This window comes from Naumannella halotolerans (assembly GCF_004364645.1).
Classification (GTDB): domain Bacteria; phylum Actinomycetota; class Actinomycetes; order Propionibacteriales; family Propionibacteriaceae; genus Naumannella; species Naumannella halotolerans.
Genome location: NZ_SOAW01000002.1, coordinates 234,718 through 258,091, shown reverse-complemented (window position 1 = coordinate 258,091; position 23,374 = coordinate 234,718). Strand labels below are relative to the sequence as shown.

Genomic DNA, 23,374 nt, shown 5'->3' with positions numbered 1-23,374 from the left:
GGGCCGGTGGTCCTGAGGATAGTGGCGACCATCCGGGCCGGTACGAGGGTTGCACCCACCGCTCAAGCGGATACCCTATGGGGGTATATTGGCGAGGTGCCGGAAGGGGAGGAATCGTGTCGTCGACCAGGTCGGGGGAGCTCGGGGCGCCGGTTCGGCTCGCCCTCTACGGTCTGGCGCTGTTGATCGTCTTCGCCGCCAGCTGGTTCCTCGCCGGGGCACTCGTCCCGAGTTCGGTGGTGGCCGACTGGACCGGCTCCTCGAGCGGTTCACACCAGCCGGCGCCAGGGGGACACGATGATCATGAACCGGGCAGGGGCGACGATGGGCACAACTGAGTCAGCCGCCCCGGTCCGCCTGGAGCTGAAGATCGACGGGATGACCTGTGCATCCTGCGCCAACCGGGTGGAGCGCAAGCTGAACAAGCTCGACGGGGTGGCCGCGAACGTCAACTACGCCACGGAGAAGGCCGCGCTCACCGTACCGGCCGACACCGATCCGCAGACCTTGATCAACGCCGTCGAGGAGGCCGGGTACGGTGCTCGCCTGCCCGAGGCAGATCGCGCCGAGACCGCCGAGGACGATCCCGAACTGCGCAGCCTGCGGCAGCGGCTGATCGGTGCAGCGGTGTTGTCGATCCCGGTGATCTTGATGGCCATGATCCCGGCATTGCAGTTCGACTACTGGGGATTCGCCTCGCTGGTGCTCGCCGCGCCGGTGATCGTCTGGGCCGGCTGGCCGTTCCACCGTGCCGCCTGGCTGAACCTGCGGCACGGCGCGGCGACCATGGACACGCTGATCTCGGTCGGTACGGGTGCGGCCTTCGTCTGGTCGGTGATCGCCCTGTTCCTCGGCAGCGCCGGTGAACCGGGGATGACCCACCGCTTCACCCTCACGCTCGCCCCGACCGACGGGTTGTCGAACATCTACCTCGAGGTCGCCGCCGGGGTGATCACCTTCATCCTCTTCGGCCGCTGGGTGGAGAAGCGTTCCAAGCGACAGGCCGGTGCCGCCCTGCGGGCGCTGCTGGAACTCGGGGCGAAGGAGGTCACCCTGCTGCGTGACGGCACGGAGGTACGGGTGCCGATCGAACAGCTCGCCGTCGGCGACAGCTTCGTCGTCCGTCCCGGGGAGAAGATCGCGACCGACGGCGTGATCATCGCCGGCAGCTCGGCCGTCGACGTCTCGATGCTCACTGGCGAATCCGTCCCGGTCGAGGTGGCCGAGGGTGACCCTGTCAGCGGGGCGACGATCAACGCCGGCGGGCGGGTGGTGGTACGCGCGACCCGGGTCGGTTCGGACACCCAGCTGGCGCAGATGGCGCAGCTGGTCGAGGATGCTCAGTCCGGCAAGGCCCAGGTGCAGCGGCTGGCCGACCGGGTCTCGGCGATCTTCGTACCGGTGGTGATCGCGATCGCCGTCGCCACCCTGGGAGGATGGCTCGGCGCCGGTTTCCCCGTCGCCGATGCGTTCACCGCGGCGGTGGCGGTGTTGATCATCGCCTGTCCCTGCGCGCTCGGCCTGGCCACTCCGACCGCGCTGCTGGTCGGCACCGGACGCGGAGCCCAGCTGGGGATCCTGATCAAGGGACCGGAGGTGCTGGAGTCGACCCGCCGGGTGGACACGATCGTGGTGGACAAGACCGGTACGGTCACCGAGGGCAGGATGTCGCTGACCGAGGTGATCACCGGCACCGGGGTGGATCGCCAGCGGTTGCTGCGGCTGGCCGGCGGGCTGGAGAATGCCTCGGAGCATCCGATCGCCAGGGCCATCGCCGCCGCTGCGATCGACCAGGTCGGCGAGCTGCCCACTGTGGTCGATTTCGAGAATCTGGCCGGTCGCGGGGTACGCGGGAGCGTCGACGGTACGCAGGTACTGGCGGGTCGGGTGTCGCTGATCGCGGAGTCGTGTGAGGTGGATCCTGTCCTGCGCGATTCGCTGGCTCGGGCCGAGCGGACCGGCGGTACGGCCATCATGGTTGCCTTCGACGGCGCCGCGGTCGGTGTGCTGGTGGTCACCGACCGGTTGAAGCCGACCAGCGTCGAGGCCGTCGCTCAGTTCCGCCGGCTCGGTCTCACCCCGGTGCTGCTGACCGGGGACAATGCCGCCGTGGCCGCGCAGGTGGGTGCCGAGGTGGGGATCGATCGGGTGATCGCCGAGGTGCTGCCGGCGGGCAAGGTCGAGGTGGTCCGCGGATTGCAGGCCGGGGGGCGGGTGGTCGCCATGGTCGGTGACGGGGTGAACGATGCCCCGGCGCTGGCCCAGGCCGACCTCGGGCTGGCCATGGGCAGTGGCACCGATGTGGCGATCGAGGCCGCCGACATCACCTTGGTGCGTAATGATCTTCGTGCGGCCGGGGATGCGATCCGGCTGTCCCGCCGTACCCTCGGCACCATCCGGGCGAACCTGTTCTGGGCCTTCGCCTACAACACCGCCGCCATCCCGATCGCCGCGCTGGGACTGTTGAACCCGATGCTGGCCGGAGCGGCGATGGCGCTGTCGAGCGTCTTCGTGGTCACCAACAGCCTTCGGCTGCGCGGGTTCCGGGCGGCCTCGGACGATCCGGCGCAGGCGCTGCTGCCGGTCCCCGGCCGGGACGGTTGATCAACCGAGCGGCTGCGACCGGTCGAAGCTGACGATCTCAGGCTTCCAACTTCAGGCACAGGACGGCGGCGGCGCCGAGGCGTACCCGTTCGGCGACTTCCTCGGCAGGGTACGGCGGGTACTTCCCGTCCAGGTGCAGGAAGGCAGCACCATGGGCGAGGCTCCACAATCCCATGGCCAGGCCGGGTGGAACGGCGCCGGGAAACAGCCGTTCGAGGGCCACTCCGAGCAGGTTGTGCATGTCCTGCGCGGCGCGGACCCGGTCACTGTGGGAGTCCTCGGTCTCGTTGCCGAACATCAGCCGGAACAGTGCCGGGCGGCGCAGCGCGAACTCCACATAGGCCACCCCCAGCTCGGTCAAGGTCTCCAGCGGGCTGGCCTCGGCCGGTACGTCATCGAGCACCGCAGCCAGGTCGGCGCTGATCGCCTTGAACCCCTCGATCGCGACTGCGGTGTCCAGGGCCCGCCGGTCGGCGAAGTGCTTGTACGGCGCGGTCGGGGACACACCCACGTGTTTGGCGGCCGCCCGCAGCGAGTAGGGCTCACCGGCTTCCAGGCACTCGAGCGCCGTGCGTACCAACGTGGCCCGAAGGTCTCCGTGGTGGTAGGGACGACGCGTCGTCGGGGGTTCTGGGTTCGGTTGCTGATTCACGATCTTGTTCCCTGCTGCGGTTCTGCATGCGAGCCCACACCGACCGGAGCGGACTGGGTGCGGTCGATCAACCCGGTCAGCATCTGGTGCACGGTACGCAACTCGTCGAGGTCCATCTGCAGGCTGTCGAGGATCGTCGGCGGGATCTTCGCCGCCTGCTGCCGAAGCTCGCGGCCGGTCGGGGTGAGGCTGATGGTCAGGCTGCGCTCGTCGTGGGGGGACCGTTCGCGTACCACGTACCCGATGTCGGCCAGCCGGCGCACCAGCGGTGAAAGGGTGGGCGGATCGGAGGAGACCCGCTCGGCCAATTCCCTGAGCGAGAGCGAATCGTGCTGCCACAGGGCGAGGATCACCAGGTACTGCGGGTGGGTCAGGCCCATCGGCTCCAGCAGTGGTCGGTAGAGGCCGATCACGCGTCGTGACGCCACCGCGAGGGCGTAACAGAGCTGGTTCTCCAGGGCGAGCAGATCCTGGTCCGGGTCGGCCATGTGCCCATGTTACGCTGTGCACGAATGGTTAATGCACTAACTGATTGCGAGTTGTTCATGTCCCACCCCGGTCGCACGAGCGCGCAGGCCAGCCTGGACCTGGTGCAGCGGGTGATCCTCAGCATCACCGTCTGCGGTTTCGTGGGGTCCTTCGCGATCGGTTTCGCTGCCTATCTGGCCCTTCGGGGCCATCTCGACCTGCCTCGTGATTCGGTCATCGGATTGTGGACGGTGACCGGTCTCACCGGCGTGATCGCGGTGATCGCGACGCTGGTGATCAACCGTCGACGGGTGTTGTCCCCGTGGCTGCTGGTCGGGTTGTTGCCGATGGTGGTCTCCGGTTGGTGGATCCTCTGAGGGCTGGTGCTGGCACGGCAGGTGGATAAGGCGATCGCCGCGCTTTATCACGCCCCTGACCCGCATCACGTCTGCTCGCGGGCTTCTTGGTGATGCGCGCTCCTGCATTCGGAGGTCGGGCGGCAGCGGAGCTTCGCCACCTCCATTTTCGTCGACGACGGCGACTGCGGGCTGCCAGGTGAGTTGAACCGTGTGACCTTTCACGCCAACCGCGTTCGAAGATGGCGATCCATCCATGCCCTTCGCTAGCGTTCGCCCATGAAAGAACCTGCGCAGATCGAGGGCGCTCCGCCGGACTACACCATCATTGACTACGAGGGACCTGTCCGCCGAGTCGGAGCGAGACTGCTGGAGGTCGCGCGACATGGTGGATCTCTGCTGACGAACGACAATGTATGGACTTCGGACAACATTGAGATCCTCATCGACCGGTTCGTTCGGCAGCCCGACGTTTCCGGCGCCAACTTTCTGCAGAAGCTCGACAAACAGATGGCCGGCGTCCAAGACGCCGTCAAAATTCTGTTCGCCGAGCTCTTCCTCCTGCAGATGCTGCCGACCAGGTCGATTCACAGCGAGACAAAGCTCGCCAACATCAACCAGGTACTCCGTGATGTCGGTGTCCGCTGGGAGATCACCTCGGACGTGTTGGAGGCGCTCAACACCCCCGTATTCAATGGTGGTACCGCTTGGGGAACGCACCGGTTCAGGCAGCTCTGGGTCCTGATCGAGTTCGTGCGCTACCTGCGGACGTTATCGCCCGACGAGTTGGATGCCGCGGATAAGGACCCACTGGCCTGGCGAGAGATCGTGACGACTTCACCGGGGCCGTCACAGCCCGGCATCAGGGCGTATCTCGCCTATTTGAAGCATCCGGACTACTTTCTCCCGATCGTCTCTGCGCCCCACAAACACAGGATCGTGCGAGGGTTCTTCCCGGCAGTCACAGGGAAAGCACCGTCCGGTGACGACGACGTCGACCTGGCTGCCCTCCGCCGTTGGATGGCGCCGCCTCCTGGGACAAGCCCGGCCTTCTACTTCACACCATTGGTGGGGTACTGGCGCGGAACGAGCGATACTGAGCCGGCGGCCGAAGTCGCCGAGTCGGATGCCGAACTGGCCGGCTACTCCGTCGAGTCGATCCTGGACGACGGTGCCTTCCACTCCGCTCAAGACCTCAACGACATCCTCCAGCGCTGGGAGGAGACGCGTAACATCGTGCTCCAGGGCGCACCTGGCACAGGTAAGACCTGGCTGGCCAAGCGCCTTGCCTACGCACTGATCGGGAGCAAGTTGCACGACGCCGTGCGCTCAGTTCAGTTCCATCCCGGCACGTCCTACGAAGACTTCGTACGCGGATGGCGACCCGGCGGCGACGGCCAGCTGACTCTCGTCGACGGCCCTCTCCTGCAGCACGCCAAACGGGCCAGTGAGAACCCTGACACCCCGCACGTCATCGTGATCGAGGAGTTCAACCGAGGGAACCCCGCGCAGGCACTCGGTGAGATGCTGACCTTGCTGGAGCGTTCGAAGCGTAACCAGTCCGACGCCCTCGAGCTCACCTACATGCACGAGAACGAGCCTGCGTTCTTCCTGCCCGACAACCTGTATGTCGTCGGCACAATGAATACGGCAGACCGGTCGCTGGCGCTGGTCGATTTTGCACTGCGTCGCAGGTTCGCGTTCTTCGAACTTGAGCCCCAGTTCAACGACGCCTGGAAGGCGCACCTGGCCTCAAGGTTCCGCAACGATCGGCGCGAGCGGATCGACGAGGTCGCCCGGCGTATCCGAGAGTTGAACGAACGGATCGCGGCCGATCCGTCGCTCGGTCTGTCCTTCCGTATCGGGCACTCGTACTTCACACCAGGGCAGGAAGCCAGTGAGCTGGTGCCGTGGTTCCGCGCCGTGGTTACTTCGTCGGTCATGCCGCAGCTGGCGGAGTATTGGCACGAGGACCAGGACACCGTGGACGCAGCTGTCGGCCAACTTCTCGCAGAACTCTGACGTGTTCCAGGCGGGGGCCGGCTCGACCCGGATCGATATTCGAAGCGTCTGGTTCATGTTGTTGTACTCGTCCCCCGAGCTGCTCGACACGCTCACTACGCGGGAACGCGAGACACTATTGAGCGGGGAACGAGACAACGATCTGTTGGATGCTCTCGCAGAGATCCTGGCGAGGCAGGTCGAGTCCCGAGTTAGGTCCATGTTGGCCAGTGGATACCGGATCCGAGCTGAGCCACTCACCCGGGTGCGGGGCCGGATCGATCATCTAGCGACAGCCCGCCGCCGCTTGATGGATTCCGGCCGGGTTCAGTGCCGGTACCAAGAACAGACCATCGATCTCCCTCGTTACCGCTACATGTTGGTAACACTGCGCCTGGCATCGCACCGTGCCCGGGCCGCACCGGTGCGTCGGCGCTGTCTGACCACTGCCCAGCTGCTCGAGCGCTGCGGCGTTTCACCCGTTGACCCGACGGCGCCGGAGATGTCCAAGGAGCAGTACGGGCATTTTGATTCCGAAGACCGGAAACTCGTATTGCTGAGTCGACTGACACGCGACATGTGCGCACCGGAGCACGCTGCGGGCAAGAACGACCTGCCCGCGATCGCCAGGAATGAGCATGCGCTGCGGAGGCTTTTCGAAGAGTCGGTCCGCGGGTTCTATCGACTGCACTTGGGGCCGTTGGGTTACTCGGTGTGCGGTGAACGGCGTCAATGGCCAGCAGAAGGGAGCAGTAGTGGGATCGCGCACCTACCAAACCTGAACGTTGATGTCGCCGTGCGAGGCCATGGCCTTCAGGTTGTCGTCGAGTGCAAGTTCGGCCCCATCTTTGACGTCCGCTACGGGAAGACCATGATCAAGCCGGACTATGTGCGGCAGCTGTACTCCTACGCATCGATCTTCTCCCGCGAGTTCGACGGGAGAACTGAGGCCGTGCTGTTGGGTGCGCTCGTCGACGGGTCACCAGGGCCGAACCTCGATGTCGTTGTCGACGGCATTCCGGTGAGGGTTCACCAAGTCGACCTAGCCACCCCACCCGCGGAGGTCCGAGAATCGCTGCGCTCGGCATTGTCACAGGTCACCGCTTCGGACCTCGCTTGACTTTGCGTGCGCCTTGACACCGCAGCAGTGCAAGAACTCCACACAGATCGCATGGGCTGTCGAATCGCGGCTGCTTCGGCAAGCCCATTCCTCATGGTGGGGTAAGCCCGCCACCTCCCCTTGTTTGCATGACTGCGGAAGCCGGGTTGAAGTAGCCTCATGCGCCAAATGCGTGGTTCGAACTTCCTTCAACTCGACCCCGAGCAGGCGCCGCGTCGAGGGCGAGCGACCTGGCTTGCCGATCGGGCGCGCTCCGCGATCGCGACGGCGCGGTTCGTCAGAGAGGATCTTTCATGGACAGGGCTGAGCTGTAGCGGGCGACTACCCGTGAAGGCTTGATAGGTGCACTGTTTCTCGACGAGGGTCCGACCGCCGAGCATGCGGTGGTGCTGGAGCCGCGCCAGCCGGGCTGGGCCGTCTACGTGACAGACGAACGCGCGAGTGTCCTGAAGAAGACACTTCGCGTGTTCACCGACGAGTCCGACGCCTTGGAGTACATGCTGCACAAGCTCCGACAGAGCACACGAGCAGACCAAGCGATGAACAGACTGCGCCGACGCGGACCCGCTGACGAAACAGCGTGAACCCGAGCATGACGACGTTTGAACGGAGAAAGCCGGACCCGTTCGCGATCCTCCTCTACGAGGAGAACCAGCGAAGCGCCCGGCTTCAACAGCGTGACAACGCCAACCTCGCATTCAAGCACCCGCCCACCTTCAGGTGGACGGGTGTCTGAACCTGAAGCATGTTGGGTGGACGCAACGAGGATCAGGCGAACTGACTGGGAACGCGTCGAACGGCTCAGTTCCTTGTGGGATTAGGTCAGAAGCGGGGCCGCTGGCGGATCCCTCGTCGTTGAAACGGCCGATTCCGAGGTCGTTCGGAACCCAAGGAGACGGCCTCGAACTCCACTGACGGACACGGAGGTCTCCGCGATCCGGGCTGCCCGGGAGGGCGGCGAGGGGGCCACGTCGATCGCAGAGCGGTTCGGCGTGAGCCGGATGACAGTGTGGGAGAAGACGCGAGCCAAGTGAGCGCTGCCTGCACGCCGACTACGGGCAGTAGATCGAGCATTTGAGGTCGCGCCTTCATGGCGTGAATCACGAGTTCGTTTCCGCTGTCGAAGACCAGCACGACCGTTTCCAGCAGTCGGCCACGGGTATCGAACCCGAGCCGAAGCTGCCGGGCCGGGATGTCGTGGTCGAGGTCCTCGATCCAAGGTTGCCCACGTTGCAGCCTGGATCGCATCCTCGACGTCGATCCCGTGCTTGAGCGCCGAGGGGTGGACTCTCACGCTGAGGCCAGTGCCTCGCGGATCACCTCGGAGCGCGACTTGCCTTCCCGTTCCGCCCGCGCATCGAGGGCACTGATCTCGTCCGCCGTGAGGCGCAGGGCGATGACCTGCGACGGTTCCGCGCCACGACCGGGCCGTCCGCGGCCCCGCTTCTTCAAAGCGGCAACGTCGTAACCAGTCTCAGCCTCGGCCGCCCAAGCATCGATCTGCTCGCCTGTCACCGGGGTTTCGTTGATCGTCTCGCGCTTGCTCATACATTAATGTTATACGAAATTGCCTGATGGGTATACGAACCGAACCAAGGCCCCCGGAACCAGCTCAGGAAAGCGTTACGGCTCCTCATCGGCTGCGCGGCCATGTATGCCGCGACCGACGACCACGGCAAGCGCCTCGCGAACCAGACCTTCACCAACGGCATCGACATCACCGAAGACGAACAAGCCCGCCCGCGCCTCGCCGAGCCCTACGAAACGACAAAGTCGAACCCCGTCAGGAGTTCGACTACGTCTGAAACCTGTGGACCTCCGTAGAGAGTTTGAGAACCCCTGTCCACACCTGAAAACCCTGTCCTTGCGCAGGTCGCGCGGGTTCTACAAGCAGGACCGACGCCCGTCTCACCCCTCCGTGGTGGACTCCAGGGGCCGGATGGTGCGATCACTTGGGACGGCTCAAACCCTTCTACGGGCCGAGCAGGTCGACGAACTGGTGGCGAGGTACCGCGACGGCGCAACGCTCGTTGAGCTGGCCTCACGCTTCGGCATCCACCGTCGGACGGTGGCGGAGCATCTGACGCGGCGGAAGGTCCCGATTCGCCGTGGACGATTCGACCCTTCCCGCATTCATGAAGCAGCCGACCTCTACGACAGCGGGTTGACGCTGGTAGAGGTCGGTTTGAAGGTCGGTGCGGGGCCTCAGGCAGTTCGCCGCGCGCTGGCCGAGCATGGCGTTCCGATTCGCGAGGGCGGTGGGCGACGCAGCCGGATGGCCACTGCATCCTGACCCGCGATGTTCCCTGGACGAGGGCCTAAGCCAGCACGAGCGGTTCGCGGTCTTCGGCACGCGCTTCGCGCCGCTGGTCGCGACGGATCATCGCCTCGCGGATGCGCGCGCGGACGAGCAGTACGACGCTGATCGGCCCCATGAGGATGAACTTCAAGGCGTTCCAGCACCCCCACAGTACGACCAGGTGAAGCCAGCCGGGGCCGCCGTCGGCGATGAGGCTGGAGCAGATGGTTGCGACCAGGATGTACGGGGCGGCAACGAGCATGGCGGGGAGCCCCCACTTAAGACCGCGACGCGTGCGGATGGCAGCGAGCAGCCGGTTGCTCGGCATGTAGCGGTGAAGGAAGTCGCGGGTGCGGACGCTGAGCGTCCAGATGAAGCGGAACATGGTGGGCCTCTCAACACACGTGTTTCTCCGTCGAGGAGGCAGAACGTGTATGAGTGCCCGAGGGCCGTCCCGGAGGACCCGCAATATGAGGAGAACCTGCCTCGTCTTCCACTCTACGCCGGGCTTGGCGCGCACGGAAGACAAACTTTCGCGGGCACTTGACTATGAGGCACTACGGACCTCGGACCTGGCTCGTCTCTGCGCACCTCTCCGGCAGGAGCACGAGAGGAGCACGATCATGTCGAGCTTGAGTGAGATCGCAGGAGATGAGCGCACCGCGCGAATGGTGCTGTCGATGCTCGTTGAACCGGACGACGCGGTGACAGGTCGCCTACTCGCCACGGTCGGCGGCGTCGAAACCCTGCGGCTGGCCGAGTCCGACAGCCCTGTACCTGGCCTCAACGAGGTTGACGCCCACGTCTGGCGCGGACACTTCGCCACTTCGGGCATCGACGCCCTGGACGATCGCCTCCTCCAGACACGACAAACAGGGCTCGGTGTCTTGATGCCCGGCGATGACGAATGGCCCCGCTCGCTCGGCGATCTCGGCGAGCGAGCCCCGTACGTGCTCTGGACTCGCGGGGCGTCGTCGTTCCTCGCACGCCCAGTCGCCGATCTCGTGACCCTCACCGGCGCGCGAGCTTCAACTTCCTACGGCGAGCATGTCACCGGGACGCTCGCCTCCGACTTGGCCGCCGCCGAGCGGATCATCGTCGCGGGCGGTGCGTACGGCATTGAAGGTGCCGCCCATCGCGCGGCGCTCGCGACCGGTGGCGACACCATCGCAGTCCTGGCGAATGGCGTTGATCGCGCGTATCCGGCGGGCCACAGCGAGCTGCTCGGTCGTATCGCCGATGTCGGTCTTCTGGTCAGCGAAGTCGCACCCGGCGCAACGCCGACCCGACATCGGTTCCTTGCCCATGCGCGGTTGATGGCGGCACTGTCCGCAGCGACGGTCGTGGTTGAGGCCGGCGCGCGGTCAGGATCGATGAAGGTTGCACACGACGCACATCAGCTCGGCCGCGCAGTCGGCGCCGTCCCTGGCCCCGTCACCAGCGCGACGAGCGTCGGGCCGCACCGGCTTCTGGTCAGTGGGGAGGCCCGGCTGGTGGCCGACTCGACCGACCTTGAACAGATGATCGACCAAGCAACAGGCAGCAGGGGTTCCGTTGCGGCGCGGAGCCAACCTGCTCGTAGGACCTCAAGAGAAGCACGAAGCGTCGTCGAGATGTGAAGGCATGACTCTGAATCATGGCCGCTCCCTCGGCACGATGTCGGTAGCCATCCCTACGCTTGTTCCATGAGTTTCACTGCCCTCCACCGCGTCCTCGGTCGCGGCCCTGGTCCGTTGACGGACGAACTGCTCGATTCCGCTGTCGCGGCTCGCGCGATGGAGTCCGACGGCTTGGACTGGAAGTCGGAACTCCCACCCCAGAAGGGATTGCCGCAGACCGACTTCCCGAAAGACGTTGCGGCCATGGCGAACAGCGGGGGTGGTGTCATCGTCTTCGGCGTGCGTGAATCGCAGAAAGCCGCGACCGGGCGTATCGACGTTGGAGACTTTGACGAAGGGTACGAGCGCTCCCTTCGCAGCGCGGCAATCACCGCGATCACGCCGCCAGTGTTCGGCTTGAACGTGTTTCGGCTGGGTTCGACGGAAGGCGAGCGTGCCGTCATCGTTGAGGTGCCAGCCAGCGTCGATGGCCCGCATTTGATCTACCGGGGCGACTACTTCGGCGCACCCGTTCGGAACGACGCGGACACGGTGTGGATGAAGGAGCGTCAAATCGAGGCGATGTACCGTGCGCGCTTCGACGAGCGCCGCCACGCCACCGAAGTTCTGGACACGTTGTATGCGGAAGCAGCAGCCGGACGAGATTCAGAGACGCGCGCCTGGCTGGTAGCAGTTGCCCACCCACGCCTTCCACGCGTCGGAAGTCGGCTCACGCGCGATGAAGCCCGTGAGATTCTCGCAAAGACTGAGAGCCTTGCGCTCTTCTACGCGGGCCGCGGTGGCATTCACCCACTGGAGAACATCGACCGTCACAATCCGCGAGCAGGCCTTCGTCGGTGGGTGGCCGTGAACAGTGCTACGGGTGAACGCTCGGCGTGGAAGGAGGCATGGGCGAGCATTCACCACGACGGATCGGTCACGATCGCAGCGGCCGTTGGTGGCCACCGCATGAGCAGCGACGGCTACTTCGACGGCTGGCAGGTCCAGTCCGCAGCCATCGAATGCGCGGTGGCGGACCTCATGGCGCTCGTGCGCAAGACAGCGGAAGCGACAGGCGGCGGCGAGTACGACATCCGCGTCGGGATCGACTTCACCGGCGATGAGCCGCTGGCTATCTCAACGATCGACAACTTCGGCTATCACTACGACGGAGCGTCAGTCCCGCTTCACCGGTACCCCCCAGTCGAGTTCACTGTGAACGCCGCCGAGGCGGACCTGGACTTCTACTGGCACGTTCACGACCTCGCTCAGGACTGCGTGAACCAGGGTGGTGTCTCGAACTTGCAGCTGATCCGTCCGCCTGAGCACGAGGTCTAGTGGGCCTTCACGCCCTCGACTTGTGGTCAGTACCAGTGAGATGGTGAAGCGCCACGAGTCTGGAGTCGGGTACGTGCGCGTTGAGCGGGCTGTAGGACGCTGAATCGTGTGCGAACCGCGTCGTAGATGTCTGTGCTTCCGGATTCGTCAACAACTGAGACGAGAAGCGCAAAGGGGATCGTGGTCGGAGAGTTGTCGAGGGCGCCGCTGCGGCGTGCTACATAAGACAGCTCCAGTCGAGGAAGCTCGACCTCGTCGGGTTTGAGTGTCACGCGATAGTGACGGACTGTCTCCCACTTACCACTGTCACGCAATTGAGCTTCAGCAGAACCGCTTTTCGCTGCTCCGAGCGACTTGGTAACGGGTTCCTGGCTCGGGCTCCAACCGTCAGATAGGAGTTGCCGTGCCTCCACACCACCGATGTCGAGTGCACGGCTCTTCTCGGCGACTCCTTGCGGGGGTCGGAATGTGTGGGCTCGGTGATGAGGTCGCAACGCCAGTTCTAGAGAGGCGCTTGTGTACTCGGTCGGCTGGGTGGGATCAACCGGCGAGGCGTAGGCAAGCGTCATCTGGAGCTTCACGTTCGCAGTGAGCGCGGCTGGCATCGCAATCTGGTAGCCAAGGAGGTCGCCGCGGGTGATGTCGTCGACGTACAGCACGTGCGCTTCGCCGGGTGCGCAGTTGAGAAGCTCCTCAAAGTTGAGGGGTTGACGACCGTAGCCCACCTCGTCGCGAAGCTTGACGTGACTGCGAGGGCGCTCGGCGAAGTGCGTCGTGAAGGCCCGGAGCACGCTGCTGTTGACTCGGGGAAGTCGCGTGACGAGATCGGCAAGTGCGTGGGTGGTGATGGGTGCTGCGAAGCTGGTGCCCGCTGCTTCGAGGAAGCTCCCATCCGCGCGAAGGACGTTAAACATGCGGCTGTCCGTGCCGCCGAACTGAACTCCAAGGGGCTGTACGCGAGCTCCGTGTCGCCCCGGACCCATCGATGAGTATGAGGCTCTTGCCCACGGCGTTTCAGGTGCGGGGGCGTCGCAGGCTCCGACCGCGATGCCGTTCGCCATGTCTGCTGGCACCTGAACTCGGTGGAGCCCAGCAGCCTGGTCTTTGTCGCCATCGTTGCCAGCAGCGACTACGAAGAGTACGTCGTTTTCCCACGCGAGTTGGTCGAGTTCGCTTGTCCAGCGGTTCGGCTCCATGTCGTCCTCAACGGCCAGCGTGGGGCCAAGGCTCAGGTTCACGATTCGGTGACCCTTCGTTTCGACCTCCTCTTTGATGCGGTCTAGGACCCAGTAGCCTTCGAGGTCTCCTGGAATATTCGGAGCCGGAAGTACTCGGTAGCTCTCGACTGGCAGTGGCGGTGTCGGCGCTTGGTCTCCCGGCGCCACAAGTCCGTAGAGCACGGCTCCCGTGACTCCGGTGCCATGATCCAGTTCGTCTTGGGAAGGTGCCTCCGGCGTGAGGTCGTGCGTTGGGATCGTGAAGAGCGACGCGGTATTTCGACCAACGTCGACACCTCCATCGAACACCGCGACGGACACGTCAGATAGAACGGGCCGCGAGGACGGGGGCGCGCTGAGCCGCTGCACGCTCCGCATACCGAATCGCGGCCGAGGTCGGATCGCTGGCATGGGCCGGAGCACGCGGAGTGGATTGAACCGAGCGAGCGACTCAACTCGGCTATCGTCAAGGCTGACCGGGGTGAACGTCAATCCGCCGACCCGACGCACGAAGTCCCGGTGAACCTCACCACCTTCAGCTGCGATGAGATTGAACCAGCGGTCGAGCGTGTCCTGATCCAGAGGCAACGGCTCACCCAACCTGGATGATTGGGGGTGCAGCACTGCCTCCCAGACCCGGCGTTCGTGTGGGAGTTGTGTTTCCGCACTGAGTTCACCTGCGCGGAGCACATCGGACTGACGCGGAAGCGAGATTTCCTCAAGCTCTTTGACCTGGGCAAGCGCCTGGTGCTCCGACCGTGTTCGGCCCCCGTCAGCGATGAGCCTCTGTAGTTCGTGAAGCCCACTGTCCGAGACCGCGAAGATGAGCCGTCTCGTTTGGGACGTGACACTCTTGGTCTTCGTGACGTACTGCCCGATGTCTGACCGTGACCCCACGGGTGTGGCTCCGACATGCGCGAGGAGCTCAGTGGGAAAGTACGAGGCCGCGAGGTAGTTCGGAAGGAGCTTGGCCTCCACATACAAATGATCGCTCGCCCGGAGCTCTGGGGGCAGACTCTCCGCTTCTGCCGTGACAGCCTGTATTTGCGGGGTTAGGTTGGTGCGCGCCTGGTCAACTGTCTGAGGTTCATACTTGTCGCCTCCTCCTGCGTTGGGGGCCTGGACAGCGAGCTTGAGCGCCTCCCCATTGACGAGGAGTGGACGCCGCGTCTCGTTAGTCTGCGTGTTTGCCACTTGAGGCTCCTTCGGCTCGCTTGATTCCTGCTGCAACGGTGGGGTGCGAGACACCTACCAGCGCGGCGATCTGCCGATTCGACATTCCGAGTGTGTCGCGCATCGCGAGGAACAGGCTGTCGCGCCGGGCACCGGGGGCTGGGGCGCGTTGGGCGAGTTCCTTGACCAACTCATCCTCGACAGGGGATGCGTTGAGGACAGAGCGGCGGCGAGCTAGCGACCAGACGCGCGTGAGGTCGGAACTAGAGAAGCCCTCCGTCAGTTCGACGGCTAGGACGAGGGCCGAAGGATCGACTCCACCTATCGTGGTGGCAAGGTGCTCCAGAATGGCCCGCCTCTGCACGGGCGCAGGGTGAGACAGAGAGATCAAGCGGTCGAACCGACGTTCTACGGCCGCGTCAAGGAGCTGAGGGTGATTGGTAGCGGCAACCAGCAGGCTCGTATCGGGCCATCGGTCGAGTTCGACGAGGATCACGTTAACGATCCGCTTGAGTTCACCAATGTCGGAGTCGTCATCGCGTCGCTTCGCGATCGCGTCGAACTCGTCGAGGAGTAGGACGCATGGGCCGCTCTTAGCGTAGTCGAGCACGGATTTGATGTTGCGTCCCGAGGTTCCGAGGTAACTCGAAACGACCGACGATAGGTCCAACGAGAGGAGCGGCAACTGCAACGACTGCGCCAGCCAGCGCGCGGCCATCGTCTTTCCCACTCCAGGCGGGCCGCTGAGGAGGACCGTTCGGGTTGGCGCAGAGCCAGCTCTACGCAGATCGCCTGCTCGCTCTCGTTCTGTCACGACCTCAGCGAGAGGCTCCATCGCCGAGGCATCGAGAACCAGCCCATCGCCATCCGGGTACGGGTCGATGTCTACCAGTGATCGCGTGCTGTCGCCTTCGGTAGGGAGCGAGCCCGAGGCGTACCGCAACTCTGTCGCCTCCAGGCCCGCCGCGATAGCCCCATGGAGCGCATCCCTAAACGACTCAGCGTCGTGCACCCCCGGTGGCACAGCCCGCATGAGGCGCGATGCGAGTTGCTTGACCCCTGCGCCGTGCCCTCGTGTCCCGACTCGAACCAGATCGATGACGGCGCGCTCTAGACCATCTGAAGCCTGGTAACTACTTCTTGCTGCACCGCTCATGCTTACCACCTTACAAGCTCTGTTCCTCCGTGTCTGCTAGGTGCTCATGGTAAAACCATCCCATCCACCACTGACAGTTACCGGACCGGAAGGGCTCCTGGGAGCCAGGACTAGGTAGTCACAGAGATGGTGCGGTTCTACGTCGCTGCCAGTCAGCCGGTGCCGAACGTTCGTGCCCCTGACCGCCTGTGAAGGTCGAAGTACTCGCCTGCGCCCGGGACAACGCGGCTCTTGCCCGGGCTGCGTCGATCTTCTGCGCCTCGGACACGGGCGGTGCCCCGAGGGGCGCGTCGTCGGTGATGCGGTAGCGGTCTCGGTAGGCGGCGACCACTCGCGCCGCCTTCCTCCATGCTGCGGCCCGGCGAGTGTCGCTCGGTGACGTACCGAGCGCTCTCGTCCAGGGTGCCTCGTCGGTGAGAGCGCCATCAAGAACGGCGTCGGCGCGGGCTTCGATGAGTGCTTCTCGCTCATCGAGCGCCGCACGCATCTCGGCATCGTGTACTCCGCCCGCGTGTGGCAGGAGCCCGGCGATGAGCCTGGGCGCTTTGCGGGCCCGTCCTGATCCGGCGGGGCGAGCGGTGACACGGGCGACCCGGTAGTGAATGACCGCGGCGATGTCGTCAGCGTCGTCGAATCCGCGCGCCTGGACGATGCGTGGAAGCAGGGTCTCGATGTTGTGGTGGTTGGCTTCGGCGCGGCGGAGCTCTGCCGTGAGCGCTCCAAAGGCTTCGGACTCAACAGCGGCTTGGGCTTGCTCAGCAGTGAGGCCGGATGCACGGACGAGGGATGCCCAGCGGTCGTGTTGCGCGGCGGCGGCGATGGTCTCGTACTCGGCGGCGAGCTGCGCGATCGAGCCCCACTGTTCGTGTTCGGTGGTGATCGTCTCGTGGGCCGACAGTTCCGCGCCGACGTGCTGGAGGACCCCGGTCAGGACGCTGCGGCCGCTCGCGTTCGGGTCGTCGCCGGGGTGCGGCTGTTGGTGGTCGTCGACCCGGTCGAGGATCACATAGGCATGATTTGCAGCACGTCCTCGGGTCATGGAGACGTAGAAGTTCTCCCTGGTCGCGGCCGGCTCGACCAGGACGTGTGCGGTGTCGGTGGTGACTCCTTGGGCTCGGTGCGCGGTGACGGCGTATCCGAGATCGACATGCTCAGTGACATATCCGGCGGGCAGCACGATCGCGCCGCCGTAAGAGCGGCCTGGTCTGCGGATGGTGAGGCTGCCGTCGTCTCGCACGTCGGTGATGGTCCAGATGTCGCCGTTGCGCACCCAGTCGTTCCCGTTGCTGGCCGTGATCTTCCGGTTGTTGCGGCGAGTGATGACGGTGTCCCCGATACCCGCATGGGTTCCGTCGCGCAGCTCGACCTCCCTGTCCTGGGTGAGGGTCCCGTCGATGAGCAGGTCAGCTCGGGCGCGCGCGTTGAGCGCGGTCACTTGTTCGCGGGTCTCGGCGATCAGGACAGTGATGCGTCCGGCGTCTCGGTCGGCCCGCCACGCCGTGTAGGCGGCGTCGGTCATGTCCTCGGTGTCGCCGTCTCGGATTCGCCCGTGGGCCAGGTACGTGTCGATCACCGAGGTGTGGCCGTGGCGCAGGTCGAGGGAGGCGAGCTTCTCCCACGGCTGGTGGAAGCGGTGGACGTCGATGAGTTCGACGGCGTCAGTGCGGTCGTGCGCAAGCATCGAGAACGCGCCCCCAGCATCAACCGATTGAAGCTGTGCGTAGTCACCGACCAGCAGCACCTTCGCGCCTGCCTGCTGGGCGAGGCCGGTGATCCGGTCCAGCGACAGAGTGCCAGCGAGGGATGCTTCGTCGACGATGACCAACTGACCAGCGGTGAAGTCGAGTCCTTTGGTGAGGTGGTTCTGCCACCACATCGCAGTGTTCTCGGTCTCGATCCCGAGATCGTCGGCGAGGACCTGTGCGGCCACCGCGGACGGTGCGAGCCCGACCACGGAGCCTGCGCCGTGTTCTGCCTCCCAGGCTCGGCGTAGCGCGTTCATGGCGGTCGTCTTGCCCGCCCCAGCCGGGCCGACGAGCACGTCGAGCATCCGCCCGGACACCGCGATCCGTGTCAACGCCTCGGCCTGATCCTCACCCAACACCGAACCGTCGGCGTCGGGCTTATGGGCAACCTTCTCGACGGTCGCGAGCGCCAAGGTGGGGCCGGTGAGGTCGCGTGAGCGGTCGAGGAGACGGTCTTCCGCAAGAAGCTGCCCCTCGGAGGTGAAGATCGCCGAGTTGACCGGACGGAACACCGACGTGCCATCACTGCGCCGGAACACCACCGGAGACAGCGTCAGCTCGGGCGGTGTGAGTCGCAGGGACGCGAGCTGGGCGGCGTCGGTGACCATCGCGATCACCGATTCACGGTCGCTCATGGTGGCGAAGCGCCAGCCCATCGTCTGCCTCGCGGCTTCGGCCATGAGGTTCCAACGGCGCCAGGTCGAACGCTTCTCACCAACCGTCTCGACGACAGTGCGGCCGATGTCGCGGATCACGTCGAGCGGAATGTCGTCGGCGCGCAGCAACGGCGGCTGGTCGTTATCGGTTGCGTCCATCGCCCACCGAGTCGCGTCCTGGCCGAGGACCGTGGTGGCTCGTGTTCGCCACTCCTCGGTCAGATCGGCGAGGGATCGGACCTGCTTGTCGGGTCTGGTGGAGAGCGTCGCCTGCGCGCGGAGCTTCAAGATCGTCGCATTCGACGGTTGGCGGCCATGCGCGGCGACGTACTCGTCGACCAGCCGGTTCTTCTCGGCATCGATGTGGCGGGAGCGGTTCGAGAACTCCATCACCAGGGACTCGGGGACGGCGGTGATCGCCCAGGCAGGATTGCGGTCGCGGCCCATGTCGCGGGCTTCCCATTCGACGCCGAAGATTCGGGTCATGTGGTCTGCGAATACCGCCTCATGCAGCTCCGAGAGCGCGACAACGGCGGCGTGCATCGGTCTGCCGTCCAGTGAGCGCCACTTCCCGTCGAGCTTCGTCTTGGCCTTGTTGCTGATGACGACGTGGGTGTGGAGGTGGGGGTCGCCTGCGCGGGAGTCGAAGTGATCGAACGCGGTCGCGATCAGCCCCTCGACCTGGACCTGCGCAACGGCCCCGTCGCCTGCGGTTGCACCGGTGCGGGTGGCCGCAACCTCTCGTTCCATGAACGCAACCACCTCCGCAACCGCCCGGTGATGCGCAGCCCCGATCATCGCCTGCACCCCTGCGTCAGCGACCGCCCAGAGGACGCTGGCGGACTTTGGGATCGAGAACGTGAAGTCGAACCCTGCGACCGCGCGACGCCCAGCCCGCGCGTTCTCCTCAGCAACGATCCGGGCGACAGCCTCACCCTTCGCACCCGGCGTCAGGGTGGCGTCGAGCTTCGCGATCCGGGCCTCGATCCGCTGCTCTGTCGTCTTGAAAGCGGCGAACGCGAGCCCGAGTTGCTCGCCGGTTATCGGATCGCAGCCAGAGCCCATGAGGAGCTGGAGTTGGTCTTCTGAAACCTGGTCACCGACGACCAGTTCACCCTTGCCGAGTGACGCGACACCTTTGCCGAGCCACCGTCCCGGTGGGGTGCCTTCCTCAATGAAGTAGCGGGTCAGCGGTGTCGAGAGGGGCCGGTCGCCGTCGGCGGACGCGACGGTCTTCAGCAGGTACTTGTAGCCGTCACCCGCGCTCATCACGCGCATCGAAACCGTCATCGCTGCCTCCTGTCCTGACGAGCAGGTGAGCACCGGAGAACCGCGCCCGAACGCCCCAGCCCAGGGGGCCAACCTCGACCTGCAAGACGCGTGTCGGCTCAGGAGGTGGGTCGGAGAGACGAGCGGCCCGGGTGGTCGAACTCGACGAGGCGAGTTGGCGGGTCCGGGGGCGGGGCTCGGCGCGACGACAGCGGCGCAGCGTGGCGTGGTCGTGCACCTGACAGATGACCAGCCCGGCATCAGAACTCGAAGAACTGGGGTCGGGGTCGACCGTCATTCGGAGCACGTATGCGCGACCAGGAAGACCAGCCACCTCGACTCAAGATCGGGTCGCTGTTCAGCGGCTACGGCGGGCTCGACCTCGCCGCCGAACACGTCTTCAACGCCGACACCGTGTGGTTCTCCGAACTCAACGAACTCGTTGCCCGTGTCTTCTCGCGCCACTGGCCTGGCATCCCGAACCTCGGCGATATCACCGGCATCGACTGGCATGAAGTCGAGCCCGTGGACATCCTCATCGGCGGCTTCCCCTGCCAAGACGTGTCGACCGTCGGCAAACGCGCCGGCATCGCGCCCGGCACCCGCTCTGGGCTGTGGGCGCACATGGCCGAGGCAATCGACGCGCTCCAACCCGAATGGGTCGTCATTGAGAACGTCCGTGGGTTGCTGTCCTCACCGGCAACGCGGCCATCAGCAGAAGGAGATCGACATGGCCCACGCAACCCCAACTACGCAACCCCCGACGATGTACCCCTTCGCGAGCTGGAATCCGACCCGTGGCATCTGGGAGACAACGCAGCTCGACCTCTACGGGCTCTCGGCGCCGTTCTCGGCGATCTGGCCGACCTGCGGATGGATGCACGATGGATCGGTCTACCGGCTTCCCTTGTCGGCGCTCCTCACCACCGCCTCCGGATCTTCATCCTCGCCCACCACACGCTTCCGCACGCCACTGGCGACGGACTCCTCACGCGGCGGCGAGACACTCGATCAGGTGCGAGCGAGACGTGGGACGATCGCGCTGTCGCACCAGATCATCGAGTTCGCCCTCCACGGACCAGCTGGCTCACCGACCAAGAGGCGCGAGTCGGAGACCCTTTGGTCCCTGATAGACGGACTCTTCAACGCTGGGGACGCTACGCCGACGCCATCGGACGCTGGGAACATATCACCGGCCGCGCAGCGCCGGCACCCGCGCTCCTCGACGACATCGACGGACCCCGACCAGCACCCGTGTTCGTCGAATGGCTCATGGGCCTGCCCGCCGGATGGGTGACCGAACCTGGCGGCCTGACACCGAACCAGCAAATCACCGCGCTCGGTAACGGCGTCCTGCCGCTTCAGGCAGCCACCGCGTTGTCGGCACTCGCGGCGTCACGGTCAGTGGGAACGTCTGATCAGCTTCGTTCGGCATTGACGTGGCGCCAAGTACGGAGATGAGTTGCGTGGCCATACGCTTCCTGCGCTTCTCGAAGAGCAAGGAGAGCTCAACGTCAAGTCGAGCGGGAGATCACCGAGGCCATTCTCTGTGACGTACGTGGCCGCCCTTCGTCGGTCGGGCACGCGGCCCCTATTCACGCGGCCCGGAGAAACTTGATTCGGTCGACGGCCCAGGACACAGAATCCGCGTAGCTGATGCCGATAGTATGCGGCGTGTGGGATTCAGCATGACAACAGCAGGGCGTGCGCTCGCGCGCCGTGGCTGGCTGGGGTCAACACTCCTTGGCGGACTGCTTCTCGTCAGTCTCCTGCTTGGTCTCGTCTCGATGCACTCGATTGGTCATGCGACAGCGGCGCCGTCGTCGATTGGTGAGTCAGCCAGCGTTGCGGTGACCCACCACGGTGGGACGTCCGGCACTGTTCTTAACTCGGTTGAGCACTCCGCGCGACACGGTGATTTATCTGTTGCAGAGCCTGTCCTTGGGGCGGGCATGCCGGGGGCACCTGCCCCGACGATGGACGGGTGCGCGGGGTGCGCGACTGGGCACGCGGGCATCGCTCTGATGTGTCTGTTCGTGTTGTTCCTGATTGTGATGCTCTTGCCCCCTCGGGTTCTCTCACGCCTGTGGGCAGGGGTGTTGCGGGCGCGTGGGCTTGCGTTCTCGCAATACCGGCACGTGCAGTCGCGCGCGCCGTCTCTGCTGGTGCTCTGCATTAGTCGAACGTGATGGGCGATCTCGCGGTCAGGGCTAAGTCGGTCCCGGTTCCGCGGATACGTACCTCTTCGCACTCGTCACGGTGACGAGTGCGTCACTGACGACTCTTTGAGGAGAACCCTGATGAAAACCCGTATTCCTGCCCTCGCTGGGCTGGCCCTTGCTGCGACGTTGGCCCTCGCCGGCTGCACGTCCACCACCCCTGAGCCCGGCGACGAGTCCGCCCCAGAGAGCACACTCAGTTCGAACGCGGCGGAGTTCAATGACGCGGATGTGATGTTCGCGACGATGATGATCCCGCACCACGAACAAGCGATCGAGATGTCTGACATCATCTTGACCAAGGATGGTGTCGATCCTGAGGTGCTTGAGCTTGCCCAGGAGATCAAGGATGCCCAGGGGCCTGAAATCAAGCTGCAGCAGGGCTGGCTCGAAAGCTGGGGCGCATCTGCGTCCATGCACGGGATGGACCACAGTGGCATGGGCGGAATGGACGGCATGCTGTCGCCGGAGGAGTTGGCAGAACTGGGTGCTGCGGATGGCCCAACGGCGTCGAGGATGTTCCTTGAACAGATGATCGCGCATCACGAGGGTGCCGTAGAGATGGCGGAGGTAGAGGTCACCGACGGTCTGAACGGTGAAGCGACCGCGTTGGCCCAGGACATCATCACCGCGCAAAACGATGAGATCGACCGCATGAGAGACATGCTGGCGCGACTCTGACAGCCCCTCCCTGCACGTCGTGTGGCGCCGTCGCCGTTCACAGCGGCGTCGCCCGGGTGCTCTCCACGCCGTGCGCGCATGCGTCGCGTTCGCTCCGGCGTCTCACTCCCTATCTCATGAGGCACGGGCACACCGGCAAGGTGCGTTCCTGCCCCAATCAATCGAAAGCACACATCAGAATGCGAACACTCAGAATCCTCACCCTCCCCTCGGCGCTGCTCGCCGCCGTGCTCCTGCTGGCTGGATGCACACCGGCACCACCGCCTGCCCCTCCTGCGAACCAGGCTGCGGATGCGTCGCTGCTTGCGAAACTCGGCCTGGCCAACCTCGACGGTGGGCACCTTGTCGAATCGCTCGACGCGATCCCGCTGGCCGAGCGGCCAGAAGGAGTGGCAACCTCGATCACGGCACGAGAGGTGACCGTGACTGACGACCAAGGACGAACCGAGGAGGTCGCCCTTCCCGCGGACAGCATTTATGTGTCGGCGGCGCCGTACCTGTCGCAAACCCACGACTGCTATTACCACAGCCCGACAGGCTGCGTTGGGGAGCTCCGTAATGCCGAGATCGACGTGACCGTCACCAATGCCGCAACGGGCGAGATCGTGCTCACCGAATCGACGCGCACCTTCGACAACGGGTTCGTCGGGCTCTGGCTGCCCCGCGACATCGAGGCTCGCATCACGATCACCCACGCGGGGAAGACCGCTACCTCGATTGTGTCGACGATCGGTGACGACGCGCAAACGTGCGTGACAACACTGAAACTTGCCTGACCGAAAGCGGTCTGAGCAGTCCCGCCGATGCCAGCGCCCAGGTTCA

Annotated in this window: 19 protein-coding genes; 12 read left to right on the top strand and 7 right to left on the bottom strand. The window is 65.1% G+C overall.

Features of this window, described 5'->3' with window-relative positions:
• Positions 1 to 116 precede the first annotated feature (116 nt).
• Entirely contained in the window at positions 117 to 338 is a 222-nt protein-coding gene (locus CLV29_RS12295; RefSeq protein ID WP_133755371.1) for a hypothetical protein, read from the top strand.
• Positions 325 to 2,604, top strand: coding sequence for a heavy metal translocating P-type ATPase (locus CLV29_RS12290; RefSeq protein ID WP_208292943.1), 2,280 nt, complete (start codon positions 325 to 327; stop codon positions 2,602 to 2,604). Before CLV29_RS12295 ends, CLV29_RS12290 begins: the two co-directional genes overlap by 14 nt.
• 37 nt (positions 2,605 to 2,641) lie before the next feature.
• Here CLV29_RS12290 and CLV29_RS12285 read toward each other — a convergent pair whose 3' ends face one another.
• The gene (locus CLV29_RS12285) at positions 2,642 to 3,256 is read right to left on the bottom strand and encodes a TetR/AcrR family transcriptional regulator (RefSeq protein WP_133755370.1); all 615 of its coding nucleotides are present in this window, start codon (positions 3,254 to 3,256) and stop codon (positions 2,642 to 2,644) included.
• Positions 3,253 to 3,744 carry a MarR family winged helix-turn-helix transcriptional regulator gene (locus CLV29_RS12280; protein WP_133755369.1) on the bottom strand — a complete coding sequence of 164 codons (492 nt, stop codon included), beginning with the start codon at positions 3,742 to 3,744 and terminating at the stop codon, positions 3,253 to 3,255. Before CLV29_RS12280 ends, CLV29_RS12285 begins: the two co-directional genes overlap by 4 nt.
• Positions 3,745 to 3,801: 57 nt before the next feature.
• Here CLV29_RS12280 and CLV29_RS12275 point away from each other — a divergent pair, with 57 nt between their 5' ends.
• The 3 genes from CLV29_RS12275 (at position 3,802) to CLV29_RS12265 (ending at position 7,201) form a co-directional block, all read left to right on the top strand.
• A complete protein-coding gene (locus CLV29_RS12275; protein ID WP_133755368.1) occupies positions 3,802 to 4,101 on the top strand; it encodes a hypothetical protein in 300 nt (99 codons plus the stop codon).
• A gap of 258 nt (positions 4,102 to 4,359) precedes the next feature.
• The gene (locus CLV29_RS16545) at positions 4,360 to 6,102 is read left to right on the top strand and encodes an McrB family protein (RefSeq protein WP_208292942.1); all 1,743 of its coding nucleotides are present in this window, start codon (positions 4,360 to 4,362) and stop codon (positions 6,100 to 6,102) included.
• 1 nt (position 6,103) lies between these two features.
• On the top strand, positions 6,104 to 7,201 hold the full coding sequence (locus tag CLV29_RS12265; RefSeq protein ID WP_133755367.1) for a 5-methylcytosine restriction system specificity protein McrC: 1,098 nt from the start codon (positions 6,104 to 6,106) through the stop codon (positions 7,199 to 7,201).
• A 1,290-nt stretch (positions 7,202 to 8,491) separates the two neighbouring features.
• Here the strand turns inward: CLV29_RS12265 and CLV29_RS12255 are convergent.
• The gene (locus CLV29_RS12255; protein ID WP_133755366.1) at positions 8,492 to 8,749 is read right to left on the bottom strand and encodes a ribbon-helix-helix domain-containing protein; all 258 of its coding nucleotides are present in this window, start codon (positions 8,747 to 8,749) and stop codon (positions 8,492 to 8,494) included.
• A gap of 102 nt (positions 8,750 to 8,851) precedes the next feature.
• Between CLV29_RS12255 and CLV29_RS16235 the strand changes: the two genes are divergently transcribed.
• Both CLV29_RS16235 and CLV29_RS16540 read left to right on the top strand, forming a co-directional pair.
• Positions 8,852 to 9,025, top strand: coding sequence for a hypothetical protein (locus tag CLV29_RS16235; protein ID WP_166649239.1), 174 nt, complete (start codon positions 8,852 to 8,854; stop codon positions 9,023 to 9,025).
• Positions 9,026 to 9,140: 115 nt separating this feature from the next.
• The gene (locus CLV29_RS16540; RefSeq protein ID WP_243831921.1) at positions 9,141 to 9,494 is read left to right on the top strand and encodes a helix-turn-helix domain-containing protein; all 354 of its coding nucleotides are present in this window, start codon (positions 9,141 to 9,143) and stop codon (positions 9,492 to 9,494) included.
• A 25-nt stretch (positions 9,495 to 9,519) separates the two neighbouring features.
• On the opposite strand, the gene CLV29_RS12245 is transcribed toward CLV29_RS16540, so the two are convergent.
• Entirely contained in the window at positions 9,520 to 9,885 is a 366-nt protein-coding gene (locus tag CLV29_RS12245; RefSeq protein WP_133755364.1) for a sulfate permease, read from the bottom strand.
• 238 nt (positions 9,886 to 10,123) lie between these two features.
• Between CLV29_RS12245 and CLV29_RS12240 the strand changes: the two genes are divergently transcribed.
• Together CLV29_RS12240 and CLV29_RS12235 are read left to right on the top strand one after the other, a co-directional pair.
• Positions 10,124 to 11,119 (top strand): DNA-processing protein DprA, encoded by a 996-nt coding sequence (locus CLV29_RS12240; RefSeq protein ID WP_133755363.1) that lies wholly within the window; start codon positions 10,124 to 10,126, stop codon positions 11,117 to 11,119.
• 66 nt (positions 11,120 to 11,185) lie between these two features.
• Positions 11,186 to 12,436 carry an AlbA family DNA-binding domain-containing protein gene (locus CLV29_RS12235; RefSeq protein WP_133755362.1) on the top strand — a complete coding sequence of 417 codons (1,251 nt, stop codon included), beginning with the start codon at positions 11,186 to 11,188 and terminating at the stop codon, positions 12,434 to 12,436.
• A 26-nt stretch (positions 12,437 to 12,462) separates the two neighbouring features.
• Here CLV29_RS12235 and CLV29_RS12230 read toward each other — a convergent pair whose 3' ends face one another.
• The 3 genes from CLV29_RS12230 to mobF form a co-directional block, all read right to left on the bottom strand.
• Positions 12,463 to 14,847: a S8 family peptidase gene (locus CLV29_RS12230; protein ID WP_133755361.1), complete on the bottom strand. Its 2,385-nt coding sequence runs from the start codon at positions 14,845 to 14,847 to the stop codon at positions 12,463 to 12,465.
• Positions 14,828 to 15,982, bottom strand: coding sequence for an AAA family ATPase (locus tag CLV29_RS16535; RefSeq protein ID WP_133755360.1), 1,155 nt, complete (start codon positions 15,980 to 15,982; stop codon positions 14,828 to 14,830). The genes CLV29_RS12230 and CLV29_RS16535 overlap by 20 nt, the downstream gene beginning before the upstream one ends.
• Before the next feature lie 118 nt (positions 15,983 to 16,100).
• Positions 16,101 to 19,673: a MobF family relaxase gene (gene mobF, locus CLV29_RS16885; protein WP_133755359.1), complete on the bottom strand. Its 3,573-nt coding sequence runs from the start codon at positions 19,671 to 19,673 to the stop codon at positions 16,101 to 16,103.
• 288 nt (positions 19,674 to 19,961) lie between these two features.
• On the opposite strand from mobF, the gene CLV29_RS12215 reads away from it, so the two are divergent.
• From CLV29_RS12215 to CLV29_RS12205, 3 genes are all read left to right on the top strand, one after another.
• Positions 19,962 to 21,113, top strand: coding sequence for a DNA cytosine methyltransferase (locus tag CLV29_RS12215; RefSeq protein WP_133755358.1), 1,152 nt, complete (start codon positions 19,962 to 19,964; stop codon positions 21,111 to 21,113).
• 839 nt (positions 21,114 to 21,952) lie between these two features.
• Positions 21,953 to 22,552, top strand: a complete 600-nt coding sequence (locus CLV29_RS12210; protein WP_133755357.1) for a DUF305 domain-containing protein — start codon at positions 21,953 to 21,955, stop codon at positions 22,550 to 22,552.
• A gap of 179 nt (positions 22,553 to 22,731) precedes the next feature.
• Positions 22,732 to 23,328, top strand: a complete 597-nt coding sequence (locus CLV29_RS12205) for a CueP family metal-binding protein (protein ID WP_208292940.1) — start codon at positions 22,732 to 22,734, stop codon at positions 23,326 to 23,328.
• Positions 23,329 to 23,374: the final 46 nt, after the last annotated feature.